The sequence below is a fragment of the Streptomyces sp. NBC_01224 genome (assembly GCF_036002945.1).
In the GTDB taxonomy this organism is placed as follows: Bacteria; Actinomycetota; Actinomycetes; order Streptomycetales; family Streptomycetaceae; genus Streptomyces.
In genome coordinates, this window is sequence record NZ_CP108529.1 from 1,874,658 (window position 1) to 1,887,508 (window position 12,851).

A 12,851-nucleotide genomic window follows, 5' to 3' on the forward strand; every position below is an offset into this window, starting at 1 on the left:
CGTTTCCACTCGGGCCCGTCGCTCCTGACCTGTCGACAACTCGGTCAGGGCGCCGACTTCCGGTGCACCGCAGCGGCGACCGCAAGGTCTTCCCAGCCCATTCCGACGCTTTTGAAGAACCGGGGGCGCACGAAGGCAGCCGGCTTCTCACCGAGGATCCGACCGGTCACCAGGTCGGCGAGGTTGCCGGCGATGTCCTCGGCTCCGAAAGCTCCTTCCGCCACCGGAATCAGCAGATCGCCCGCCTCCGACAGGGCTGCCGCCCTCGATTCGACGATCACGGTGGAGCGTGACACCAGAGCCGTGTCGACCTCCCGGGCGTCCGGGGTGTGCGAGCCGACCGCGACGACTGTCGCGCCGTCGGGCACGAGGGTGCCGTCGAACAGCGGAGTGGCGGACGTGGTGCAGCAGAGCACCAGATCGGCGGTGGCGACCTGCTCGGCCCCGTGCGCCTCACCCGCACGGGCGTCCACGCCGCATTGACGCGCGTGCTCGACCAGTGCGGCGACCCGGTGCGGGGTACGGCCGATCACGGTGACCCGTTCGACGTGCCGTTCCGCGAGCACCGCGGCAAGGTGACCGTACGCCTGGGGGCCGGTTCCGAAGAGCACCAGATGGCGCAGGACGGGCGGGGTGAGGTGGCGGATCGCGAGTGCCGACACGGCCGGTGTGCGCAGTGTGGTGAGCGCGGCCCCGTCGAGCAGGGCGAGCGGCAGCAGGGTGGGGCCGTCGAGCAGCAGGTAGCTTCCGGTGATCCGTGGCAGGTCGCGTGCCGGGTTGCCGGGGGCGACTCCGGCGATCTTCACTCCGGTCACCTGCTGGGTGGTGGCGGGCATGATCAGCAGTTCTCCGCCGGGCACTGTGACATGGTGCCGGGCGGGGGACGTCTCCGGATCGAGTCCCCCGCTCAGCGCCGCCTCCAAGGCGTCCACGGCTCCGGTCGGTCCCAGGGCCTCGATGTCGCCGGCGCCGAGCAGGGGCAGATTCACAGCAGGAATCCTTCGGGAAAGGGGTCGGACGGGTTCAGGAAGAATTGTGCGGTACCGGTGATCCAGGCACGGCCGGTGACGGTGGGGACGACGGCGGGAAGGCCCCCCACGGTGGTCTTCTCGACGAGACGCCCGGTGAACGAGGTTCCGATGAACGACTCGTTCACGAAGTCGGTGTCCAGGGCCAATTCACCACGGGCGTGCAGCTGGGCCATGCGCGCCGAGGTGCCGGTTCCGCAGGGCGACCGGTCGAACCAGCCCGGGTGGATCGCCATCGCGTGTCGGGAGTGGCGGGCATCGGAACCGGGTGCGATGAACTGCACGTGCTTGAGGCCGTGAATGTCCGGGTCCTCCGGGTGGACGGGCCGGTCGACGGCGTTGACCGCGTCCATCACGGCGAGTCCGGCCGCCAGGATGTCGTCCTTGCGCGCCCGGTCGAAGGGCAGCCCGAGGTCGGCCAGATGCACCATCGCATAGAAGTTGCCGCCGTAGGCGAGGTCGTGGCGCACCGGTCCGTAGCCGGGTACGTCCACCGTCCGGTCGAGTGCGACGCTGAATGCGGGAACGTTGGTCAGGGTGACGGCGGCGGCCGCTCCGTCCTTCACCTGGACGTCGACGCTGACGAGTCCGGCCGGGGTGTCCAGCCGTACGGTGGTGACGGGTTCGGTGACCTCGACCATGCCGGTCTCCACCAGAACGGTCGCGACTCCGATGGTGCCGTGCCCGCACATCGGCAGAAACCCGGAGACCTCTATATAGAGGACGCCGAAGTCCGCGTCGGGCCGGGTGGGCGGCTGGAGGATCGCGCCGCTCATGGCGGCGTGGCCGCGCGGTTCGTACATGAGCAGCGTGCGCACGGCGTCCCGGTGCTCCTGGAAGTACCTGCGCCGTTCGGCCATCGTGGCGCCGGGAATGGTGCCGATGCCGCCGGTGATGACGCGGGTGGGCATGCCCTCGGTGTGTGAGTCGACCGCGTGGAAGATGTGACGTGTCTGCAAGGCTCCTCCTGGTTCGTCGGTTCGTCATGAACAACACGAAGAACGGGCTGGGTCGGGCGCTGTCCGGACGTACAGCGCCCGAACCGCGCTCAGCCGAGGCCCCCGGCCAGTGCCTTCTCCGTCGCGGCACGTACGGCTGCCTCGTCGTCGGCGGGCAGGGGGAGGCGTGGCGGACGGGTACGGCCGCCGTGGCGCCCGACAACGTCCATGGAGGCCTTGATGGCCTGGACGAACTCCGGCTTCGAGTCCCACCGCAGCAGGGGATGCAGCTCGCGGTAGAGCGGCAGGGCAGTTGCCATGTCGCCTGTCACAGCGGCCCGGTACAGCTCGACACAGCAGGACGGCAGCATGTTCGGACAGCCGGCGATCCAGCCGACGGCCCCGGCGAGTGCCAGTTCCAGAAGTACGTCGTCGGCGCCCACGAGCAGGTCGAGGCCGGGCGCCTGTTCGGCGATCTCGTAGGCCCTTCGGACATCGCCGCTGAACTCCTTGACCGCCACGACGCTGCCCTCCTGGTGGAGAGCGGCGAGCAGGCTCGGTGTCAGGTCCACCTTGGTGTCGTACGGGTTGTTGTACGCGACGACCGGAACCCCGACTTCGGCCACAGCGGCGTAGTGGGCTCGGACCGCCGCGTCCTCGCAGCGGTACCCGTTGGGCGGCAGGAGCAGCACGGAACCGGCGCCCGCCTCTGCGGCCTGTTCCGCCCAGCGCCGCGACTCCGCGCTGCCGTAGGCGGAGACGCCCGGCATGACGCGGCTGCCGTCGCCTGCCGCCTCGACGGCGACCCGGACCACCTGCTCGCGTTCGCTGTCGGTCAGGGTCTGGTACTCCCCCAGTGACCCGTTGGGCACCACACCGTCGCAGCCCTCCGCGATGAGCTGTTGAACATGCGTGGCATAGGCGTCGTAGTCGATCGTGCAGTCATCGCGCAATGTGAGCGGGGTAGCGACCATGACCCCGTGCCAGGGGCGGGTTCGCGGGTGGGTGTTCGTCTGCATCGTGGCTCCTTGAGAGGTGTGATATTTCACGGTGTGGTGGAAGCGTGGGCAGCATCTGACGGCACGCGGTGCCGAGGTGTGTCGGGGAGTGGCCGCGGGTCTATCCGGGATCGGCCAGGTCGGCGAGCGTGGAAAGCCTTACCGGGCAGGCCAGCGGGCGCCGGTCGGGGCCGTCCGGCTCTTCACCGGCGCCGCGTCCGGCGCCGTGCGCGTCGGCCAGTTCGCGGACGGCGACTCCACAGGTCCGGCCCTGGCACCACCCCATTCCGGCCCGGGTGAGCAGTTTGACGGTCCTGGTGTCACCGGCTCCGAGCTCCTCGCACGCGGTACGGATCCGGCCCGCGGTGACTTCTTCGCAACGGCAGACCTCCGTCTCGCCGGTCAGCCATTCGCTCCACCCCGCCCCCGGCCGGTGCACGGCACCCATCAACGCGGAAAAGGCCCGCAGACGGCGTCGGGAACGACGCAGGGCGACTGCTCTGCGCGCCGCTGCCCGCTGCACAGCGCCCCGCATCTCGCGAATGACCGAAAGCGCTGCCAACTCTCCTTCACAGAGAGCAAGTTCGACGCCGCCGATGCCGCCTGCCTCTCCCGCCGCCCAGACCCCCGGCGCGGTGGTCCTGAGCTGCTCGTCGAGGGTGACCGCATGCGTGCCGTCCGCGCACGCGCGTGTATCGCAGCCCGCCGCCACGGCGAGTTCCAGCTGAGGAACGAGCCCGTGTCCGACGGCGAGCGCATCGCAGGCGATCTTGCGGCCGGTCCCCGGCACGGGGCGCCACCGGCGGTCCACCCGACTGACGGTCACCGCCTCCACCCGGTCGTCGCCGTGCACGTCGGTCACCGCCCGGTGAGTCAGCATTCGAACTCCGGCGCCGGTCAGTGCCGCCCCGTACCGGACGCCTTCCGCCATCTTGCCGGGGTTGGCGGCCAGCACTCGGGGAGCGCGCGCATACGCCCCGTAACCGGACGCTTCGATGAGTGCGGGAACGCTCGCGCCGGCGCGCGTCAGCGAGAGGGCGACGGCCTGCAGAAGCGGGCCGCTCCCCGCGACCACGATCCGGCGGCCGGGCAGGACCAGGCCGGACTTGAGCATGGCCTGGGCGCCGGCCGCGCTCACCACGCCCGGAAGCGTCCAGCCGGGGAAGGGAAGTTGACGTTCATGGGCACCCGTCGCCAACAGCAGACGGCGGGCCCGGACCGCGGAACGTCGACCCCCATCGGCTCCGGTGACGGCGTGCAGGATCCAGTCGCCCTCCCCGGCTCGTTCGACCGTCCACACCTGATGGTCGGGGAGATGGCGGATCGCCCCGGATTCGCGGTGCGCGGCAAGTCGTGCGGAGAGCTCGGCGAAGACGGGCCAACCGTGGTGGAGGGCGCCGGGCCGGGTCGCGCCGAGCCCGTCGGGCGGGCTTCGGTAGTACTGCCCACCGGGCGTGACGGCCGAGTCCAGCAGAACCACGTCGAGCCCGTGATCGGCCGCGGTGACGGCGGCGGCCAGGCCGGCCGGTCCCGCGCCCACCACGGCGAGTCCGGCGCAGTCCGCGTCCCGTGGGCGGCGTTCATCTGTCGAGTGCGGCATACCCGTCGCCCTCCTGTGTGGTGATCGCGTCGCCGGGGCAGGCGGGAAGCAGGCATGCGCGTTGGTTCGGCCGGCCGTTGACCGTGGCCAGGCAGTCGTAGCAGGCACCGATGCCGCAGAAGGCTCCCCGCGGCCGGCCGTGGACCCTGGTGGTGCGCCAGGTCAGGATGCCCGCCGACCAGAGGGCCGCGGCGATGCTCTGGCCCGGCAGTCCACGGATCGGGCGCCCGTCGAAGGTCAGCTGGAATTCCGGTTCGGGCTGCGCCGCGACGAGCTCGGCCGGGGTACGTGCACGGGTACGTCTCACAGGGTCCTCTCCTGGGGCACGCGAGCCCCCTTCGCAGTCATGTGACATGGCACGTGGTGTCGAACCGGTCCGGGGCGAACGGTCCGAGATCGAGTACCGGCTGTCGCCCGGCGATCGCGTCGGCGATCAGCAGTCCGGTCGCGGGGGCCAGCCCGATCCCGGCGCCTTCATGGCCGCAGGCGTGGAAGAGGCCTGGCACCCGGGGGTCCGGGCCGATCGCCGGCAGATGATCGGGCAGGTAGGGGCGGAACCCGTGGTAGGCGCGCATCACCCGCACATCCGCCAGTACGGGGAAGAGAGCGGCGGCCTGGGAGGCCAGCCGGGCGATCGCCGGAACCGACAACGTCCGGTCGAAGCCGACCCGTTCACGGCTGGCCCCGATCAGCACCGGCCCCGACGGAGTTCCCTCCACCACGGGCGAGGTCTGCAGCGCCGCGGACCCGCTCGACACATCGGACACGTACTCCGCCGCGTAGACCTTGTGCCGGATCAGCCGCGGCAACGGCTCGGTGACGAGCACGAACCCCCGGCGCGGCAGGACCGGCAGGTCCACCCCGGCCATTGCGGCCAGGTCACCGCCCCAGGTGCCCGCCGCGTTGACGACCACCGGGGCGCGCAGTTCACTCCGTGCGGTGCGCACCCCGCGTACCGCGCCATCCCGATCCCTGAGTATCCCGACGACTTCCTCCCCCGGGCAGAGGCGTGCTCCGGAGCGGCCGGCTGCCCGTAACAACTCGGCCGCTGCCAGCGCTGGTTGAACCTGGGCGTCTTGCGGGTAGTGGCAGCCTCCGGCAAGGTGCGGTGCGAGGTGAGGCTCGGCATCGCGGAGCCGGTCGGATGTGACGTGGTACGCCTCGACTCCGGCTCCTCGCTGGCCGGCGGCCGTCGCGGAAAGTATGGTCAAGGACTCCTCTGACGCCGCCACGACCAGGCCGCCCTTGAGCTCGTACTCGATGTCCGGAGGCAGTTCTTCCGACAGTTGGCGCCACAAGGAGGAGGAGAGAAGAGCCAGTTCCAATTCAGGTCCTGGCACTTTGTCGGAGACCAGGAGGTTGCCCTCTCCGGCTCCGGTAGTGCCTCCGGCGACCGGCCCTCGGTCGACGACGGCTACGGACAGTCCGGACCGGGAGGCGTAGTAGGCGCAGGCGGCACCGACCACTCCGGCCCCGACGATGACGACATCCAGGGGCTGTCTCATGAACACGACAGTAATATGTCACATTGCTTTGGAGTCGCCAAGGGTGTGTGCAGGGCCAGTTGATCAACCATCACCCCGTCGCGCCGCTCGCAGGGGTGCCGGTTCCGCCGCCGGGGAAGTGGAGCCATGAACACCCCAAGGCGCCGACCCGAGGAGCCGTGATGCACGACGACCGCGCATTGGTTGAGGACCGCCTCGAAAGGGCCCTGCACCAGTTCATCCGCCCGGCCCAGTACCCGGCCCGGACCCCGCTCACCCTCTCCGCCCGGCACATCCCCGGCGAACCCGTACCGGTGGCCGAGGCACTGGAGGGAACCTACGAGCCGTTCAGTACCGGTACAAAGTGGGGGAAGCCGTGGTCCACCAGCTGGTTCCGGCTGGAGGGGACGGTGCCCGCGGACTGGGCGGGGCGGCGCGTCGAGGTGGTCGTCGACCCCGGCTTCTCCGGCCAGGGGCCCGGATTCCAGGCCGAGGGGATGCTGTACGACGCGGCAGGCGTTCCGCTCAAGGGCATCCATCCGCGAAATCGGCATCTGACGGTCGCGCCCCAGGCCGCCGGCGGTGAACCGGTCTCGTTGCTCCTGGAGGCGGCGGCCAACCCGGCGGTTCTGGAGCACGGCTTCGCGCCGACGCCGCTCGGGGACGTACTCACAGCAGGTGACCGGCCCCTCTACCGGTTCGCCTCCGCGGACCTCGCCGTGCTGGACGAGGAGGTCTGGCATCTCGTTCTGGACATCGAGGTGCTTTCCGAGCTGATGCGGGAACTGCCCGTCGACCGGTCGCGGCGGCACGAGATCCTGCGGGCGCTGGAGCGCATGCTCGATACGCTGGATCTGCACGATGTGGCGGGCACGGCGCGAGCCGGCCGGGGCCGGCTCACCGAGGTGCTCTCCCGGCCGGCGTCGGCGAGCGCACACCGGATCTCGGCCGCCGGACATGCGCACATCGACTCGGCGTGGCTGTGGCCGCTGCGCGAGACGGTGCGCAAGGCCTCGCGCACCTTCGCCAATGTCACCGCGCTTGCCCAGGACTATCCGGAGCTGGTTTTCGCCGCGTCGCAGGCCCAGCAGTACGCCTGGGTGAAGGAGCATCAGCCGCACATCTGGGAGCGGATCAAGCAGGCCGTGGCGGACGGACAGTGGGCGCCCGTGGGGTCGATGTGGGTGGAGTCCGATGCAAATATGCCGGGCGGTGAGGCACTTGCCCGGCAGATCGTGCACGGCAAGCGGTTCTTCGAGCAGGAGCTGGGGGTGGAGACGGAGGAGATCTGGCTGCCGGACTCCTTCGGCTACACGGCCGCTTTCCCGCAGCTGGCGCGACTGGCTGGGGTGAAATGGTTCCTGACGCAGAAACTGTCCTGGAACCAGAGCAATAAAATGCCACATCACACCTTCTGGTGGGAGGGCATCGACGGGACCAGGGTCTTCACTCACTTCCCGCCGGTGGACACCTACAACGCACAGTTCCATGGCCGCGAACTGGCCCATGCGGAAAGAAACTTCGCGGAGAAGGGGCTGGCGACCCGCTCCCTCGTCCCGTTCGGCTGGGGTGACGGCGGGGGCGGTCCGACCCGAGAAATGCTGGAGAAGGCACGCAGGCTCAGGGATCTGGAGGGTTCGCCCAGGGTCGAGATCGAGAGGCCGTCGGCATTCTTCGCGGCGGCCGAGGAGGAGTACGGGCCGCAGGCACCGGTCTGGTCCGGTGAGCTGTATCTGGAGCTGCACCGGGCCACGTACACCACCCAGGCCAGGACCAAGCAGGGCAACCGGCGCAGCGAACACCTGCTCCGTGAAGCCGAGTTGTGGGCCACCACGGCGGCGCTGCGGACTCCCGGCCACCCTTATCCGTACGAGGCGCTGGACCGGCTGTGGAAGACGGTGCTGTTGCATCAGTTCCATGACATCCTGCCGGGCTCGTCGATCGCCTGGGTGCACCGGGAGGCCCACGAGACATACCAACGGGTACGGGAGGAGCTGGCCGAGCTGGTGGCGGACGCGGTGGCGGCACTGGGTGGGGCCGAGGGTCTCGTGGCGCTCAACTCATCGCCCTACCAGCGAAGTCAGGTGGTCGAGCTGGACGCCGAGGCAAGCGCGATGCTGCCCTCGGGCGCGCATGTGCAGCCGCTGGGCGACGGGCGTACAGCGGTGCTCGCCGAGACACCCGGGCTGGGCGCTGGTCTGCTGGACGGTTCGGCGGTACCAGAGCATGCGGTCACGGTGACGGGTTCGGCGGACGAGGGATTCGTATGCGACAACGGGCTGCTGCGGGTCGTGGTCGACGGCGACGGGTTGATCGCCGCCGTCCGCGATCTCGGCGCGGGGCGGGACGTCCTCGCCCCCGGTCACCGGGCCAACCTCCTCCAGCTGCATCCGGATCACCCCAATCACTGGGACGCCTGGGACATCGACCGCCACTACCGCCGCACCCGCACCGATGTCACCGACGCCGACTCCGTAGAACTGGTCGAGGAGGGGCCGCTGCGGGCCGCCGTCCGTGTGATGCGGTCGTTCGGGGCGTCGCGCATCGTGCAAGAGATCCGGCTGACCGCGGGCAGTCGGCGGATCGACGTCGACACCGAGGTGGACTGGCGGGAGTCGGAGAAGGTCCTCAAGGTGTCGTTCCCGCTCGATGTGCACGCCGAACGGTCCGCGGCCGAAATCCAGTTCGGACACATTCACCGCCCCACGCACGACAACACCAGCTGGGACGCGGCCCGTTTCGAGATCTGCGCCCATCGCTGGCTGCGGGTCGCCGAGCCGGGGTACGGCATCACATTGCTCAACGACTCGACGTACGGGCACGAGGTGACCCGGACTCCGCACGGTTCGGGCCTGGGCACGACCGTACGGCTGACGCTGCTGCGCGCCCCGCACAGCCCGGACCCGGAGACCGACCTCGGCAGGCATCGGTTCAGGTACGCGCTGGCGCCGGGCGGTGAGGTCACGGATGCGGTACGGGAGGGGCTGGCGCTCAATCTCCCGTTGCGGGCGGCCGTTGCGCCGGCCCTGCCGTCACTGATCAGCACCGGACATCCGGCGGTCACGGTGGAGTCGGTCAAGCTCGCCGAGGACCGCAGCGGCGATGTGATCGTGCGGCTGTACGAGTCGGCGGGAGGGCGCGCCGACACGACACTGCGGGTGGGATTTCCCGTCGTACAGGCCCGGATCACCGACCTGCTGGAACGACCGCTGCACGAGGCGGACACCGATGAGCACGGTCTCGTACTGTCGCTGCGTCCGTTCCAGATCCTGACGGTCCGCCTGACCTCTGCATGAGGTCCCGGCCGGCCCCGGTGTGAAGGCCCGGCCCGTCCCGCCCCTCTGCTCGGGTTCGTTCAGGGGCGGGGCACGTTCCGCAGGTTGGAGCGGGCCATCTGGACCATCCGGCCGACTCCGCCGTCCAGCACGATCTTGCTGGCGGAGAGCGCGAAGCCGGTCACCATCTCCGCGCTGATCTTCGGCGGGATGGAGAGCGCGTTGGGGTCGGTGACGACATCGACGAGCGCCGGGCCCTTGTGCTTGAAGGCGTCCTTGAGGGCGCTTTCGAGCTGCTTGGGCTTTTCCACCCGTACGCCGTACGCCCCGGCGGCCCTGGCAATCGCCGCGAAGTCCGGGTTCTTGTTGGTCGTACCGAACGACGGCAGGCCGGCGACCAGCATCTCCAACTCGACCATGCTGAGCGAGGAGTTGTTGAACAGCACGACCTTCACCGGCAGGTCGTACTGCACCAGGGTGAGGAAGTCGCCCATCAACATGGTGAACCCGCCGTCGCCGGACATCGAAACCACCTGCCGGTTCCGGTCGATGAACTGGGCGCCGATGGCCTGCGGCAGCGCGTTGGCCATCGAGCCGTGGCTGAACGAACCGATGACGCGGCGTTTTCCGTTGGGCGAGAGGTAGCGGGCGGCCCAGACGTTGCACATACCGGTGTCGACGGTGAACACGGCGTCGTCGTCCGCCAGATCGTCCAGCACCGAGGCGACGTACTCCGGGTGGATCGGGATGTGCTTCTCGACCTTGCGGGTGTACGCCTTGACCACGCCCTCCAGGGCGTCGGCGTGCTTCTTCAGCATCCGGTCGAGGAATTTGCGGTCGGTCTTGGTCCTGACCCGCGGGGTCAGACATCGCAGCGTCTCGCGGACGTCGCCCCAGACCGCCAGATCCAGCTTGGAGCGGCGGCCGAGGTGCTCAGGGCGCACATCGACCTGGACGATCTTGACATCGCTGGGAAGGAAGGCGTTGTACGGGAAGTCGGTGCCGAGCAGGATGAGGAGATCGCACTCGTTGGTCGCTTCGTAGGCAGCCCCGTAGCCGAGCAGTCCGCTCATGCCGACGTCGTACGGGTTGTCGTACTGGATCCATTCCTTGCCACGCAGCGCGTGCCCGACCGGGGCCTTCACCCGCTCGGCGAACTCCATCACCTCGGCGTGGGCACCCGCCGTGCCGCTGCCGCAGAACAATGTCACACGTTTCGCCTCGTCGACCATCCGGCAGAGCTTCTCGATTTCCTCGTCGCCGGGCCGTACCGTCGGCCGCGAGGTGACGAGGGCGTGCTCGATCGACTTCTCCGGGGCCGGCTGCGATGCGATGTCACCCGGCATCGAGACGACGCTGACGCCGCCTCGGCCGATCGCGTGCTGAATGGCCGTCTGGAGCAGCCGCGGCATCTGCTGCGGGTTGGAGATCATCTCGTTGTAGTGGCTGCACTCCTGGAAGAGCAGCTCCGGATGGGTCTCCTGGAAGTAGCCGAGACCGATCTCGCTCGAAGGGATGTGCGAGGCGAGGGCGAGAACGGGTGCCATGGAGCGGTGGGCGTCGTAGAGGCCGTTGATGAGATGCAGATTGCCGGGGCCGCAGGATCCGGCGCAGGCTGCCAGCGAGCCGGTGATCTGGGCCTCGGCTCCGGCTGCGAACGCGGCGGTCTCTTCGTGCCTGACCTGGATCCAGTCGATGGCCGAGTTGCGGCGGATGGCGTCGACGACCGGGTTGAGGCTGTCGCCGACGACGCCGTACATACGCTTGACGCCCGCCCGGGCGAGGATGTCGACGAACTGCTCCGACACGTTCTGCTTGGCCATGGGTGCATACCCTTTCCGCGCTTCGGCTTCCGGACTCCGCATCCATCAACCCATGGCGCGCGCGGTTACGCCTCCCAGACGCCGACACTCGTACGGTCGTCGGAGTACCCCTTCACCCTGAGCTGGGTGTCCGCGAGGAAAGTGGCGAGCCCGGGTGCCTGGTCGGGAGTCCAGCGTTCGGCGAGCTCCTGGGCGAGCGCGGGCTCGCTGCGCAGGGGTTCGGCGAGGCCGCTGCTGCACAGCAGCAGGGTGTCCCCCGGCCGGGCCACCGACGCCCGGAACCGGAACGGCTCGGCGGGCGGGGCGAGCGGGCCCTCGACATACGGGGACGAGGGCGTGGCGATGCCCGGATCCATGGTGAGGTGGTCTCCGTCGGGGCCGCTCCCGGGAGAGGGGGAGCCGAATCCGACCGCGGCTTCGCCGCTGATGTCACCGGCTTCCGGAACCTCCGGTTCGAGGTCCTGCCAGACGCCGTCGCGCAGCCGGAGGAGCCCACCGGTGCCGGCGCCGAAGAAAACCCTGGTACGGCAGTCCGGGTCCGCCGACAGCAGGAGGCAGCGCAGGCCCGCCGTGTACTGCTGCGGTTCGAGTCCCAGCTCTGCGGCGCGGGCCCGCAGCTTGCCGTAGCTGCGGTCGGTGAGGCGGTGCAGGCCGGATTTGAGGTCGCCACGGCGGCCGGCCCTTATGTCCTCGGAGAGCCGGACATGGCTGCGGCCGACGGCACCGCCGATCCAGCGGCAGGCGTCGGCCGCCGCCAGATGCGCCCGCTCGGTGGCGCGGGCCCCGGTGGCGACGGCGACCAGGACGAGCGCGCTCCTGTCGGTGCCGAAGCGGACGGTGAGCAGCGCATCGCGGCGGGGCTCGCCCCTGAACCGTGCGGAGTCCCCGCGCACGGAGGCGGCGCGCAGGGTGTACGTGCCGTATTCGGCGCCGTCGAGCACGGTGTCGGCGACGAGACCGTCGAGCTCTTGGGGGACGGTGGCGGGCAGCGTGGTGGGCTCGGCGTCGTAGGTGGGCGGCCGGTCACCCACATGGCCGATCACAGGGCGGAGTGGGGCGGGTGTGGGTGCGGGTACGCGTTCGGACTCGGGTGCAGGTGCCTGCGCGGTGACCGTGCTGACGGAGGCTTGCGGGGCGGCGGGCCCCTCGTCGCCCGGCCGCCCGGGCAGCGGCGGCGCCGGCGCGGACGCCCCATCGGCGATGGACGGCTCGGGCGCAAGCTCGGGCCCGGATGGCAGGTCGGCGGCGGCCGGAGGGCCGGCCGGAACCGGCGGTGCGGCGAAGGTGCGCGGCTGCGAAGAGCCGGCCGGGGACGCACCGGGGCCGCGTACGGGCGCAACCGGCGGCTCCCACGGAGCACGCACCCGCACCGGCTCAGGCACCACGGGCGCGGACGGCGCAGGCCCGGCCGGCGCGACCGGCGTAGGCGGAGGCGTGGACGGCGGGGGCGACAGCGGCGGCCCGGCCGACGTGCCCGGCACCACCGCCGGAGGCGGAAGCAGAAGCCCAGCCCCCTCCCCCGTTCCGTCAAACCCCCCGTGCCCGCCCGGACTCACCGCATCCGACGCCGAGTCGAAGCGGTCGTCGAGGCTGTCGGCCGCGTTGCTCGCCCCGGTGTCCCGGGCGGTCTCGTCGTACAGCCTGCGCCACCAGTCGTCCTCGTGGGCGGCGGGCCTCTCCCCCTGCTGGCTCATGCCCTTATTGT

At 70.3% G+C, this 12,851-nt stretch carries 9 protein-coding genes; 1 reads left to right on the forward strand and 8 read right to left on the reverse strand.

What is annotated here, in order from left to right:
• Nucleotides 1-44 precede the first annotated feature (44 nt).
• From OG609_RS07795 to OG609_RS07820, 6 genes are all read right to left on the reverse strand, one after another.
• Nucleotides 45-989 carry an ornithine cyclodeaminase family protein gene (locus tag OG609_RS07795; protein WP_327272123.1) on the reverse strand — a complete coding sequence of 315 codons (945 nt, stop codon included), beginning with the start codon at nt 987-989 and terminating at the stop codon, nt 45-47.
• Entirely contained in the window at nt 986-1,987 is a 1,002-nt protein-coding gene (locus OG609_RS07800) for a proline racemase family protein (RefSeq protein WP_327272124.1), read from the reverse strand. The genes OG609_RS07795 and OG609_RS07800 overlap by 4 nt, the downstream gene beginning before the upstream one ends.
• Nucleotides 1,988-2,076: 89 nt before the next feature.
• Nucleotides 2,077-2,985: a dihydrodipicolinate synthase family protein gene (locus OG609_RS07805; RefSeq protein WP_327272125.1), complete on the reverse strand. Its 909-nt coding sequence runs from the start codon at nt 2,983-2,985 to the stop codon at nt 2,077-2,079.
• 100 nt (nt 2,986-3,085) lie between these two features.
• Nucleotides 3,086-4,564: an FAD/NAD(P)-dependent oxidoreductase gene (locus tag OG609_RS07810; RefSeq protein ID WP_327272126.1), complete on the reverse strand. Its 1,479-nt coding sequence runs from the start codon at nt 4,562-4,564 to the stop codon at nt 3,086-3,088.
• On the reverse strand, nt 4,545-4,871 hold the full coding sequence (locus OG609_RS07815) for a (2Fe-2S)-binding protein (RefSeq protein WP_327272127.1): 327 nt from the start codon (nt 4,869-4,871) through the stop codon (nt 4,545-4,547). Before OG609_RS07815 ends, OG609_RS07810 begins: the two co-directional genes overlap by 20 nt.
• A 37-nt stretch (nt 4,872-4,908) precedes the next feature.
• Complete coding sequence (locus OG609_RS07820; protein ID WP_327272128.1) at nt 4,909-6,069, reverse strand: NAD(P)/FAD-dependent oxidoreductase; 1,161 nt, start codon at nt 6,067-6,069, stop codon at nt 4,909-4,911.
• 161 nt (nt 6,070-6,230) lie between these two features.
• Here OG609_RS07820 and OG609_RS07825 point away from each other — a divergent pair, with 161 nt between their 5' ends.
• On the forward strand, nt 6,231-9,344 hold the full coding sequence (locus tag OG609_RS07825) for an alpha-mannosidase (RefSeq protein ID WP_327272129.1): 3,114 nt from the start codon (nt 6,231-6,233) through the stop codon (nt 9,342-9,344).
• Between the two features lie 59 nt (nt 9,345-9,403).
• Here the strand turns inward: OG609_RS07825 and OG609_RS07830 are convergent, their stop codons facing one another.
• Entirely contained in the window at nt 9,404-11,146 is a 1,743-nt protein-coding gene (locus OG609_RS07830) for a pyruvate dehydrogenase (protein ID WP_327272130.1), read from the reverse strand.
• Nucleotides 11,147-11,211: 65 nt separating this feature from the next.
• A complete protein-coding gene (locus OG609_RS07835; RefSeq protein WP_327272131.1) occupies nt 11,212-12,840 on the reverse strand; it encodes a protein phosphatase 2C domain-containing protein in 1,629 nt (542 codons plus the stop codon).
• Between the last annotated feature and the right edge of the window lie 11 nt (nt 12,841-12,851).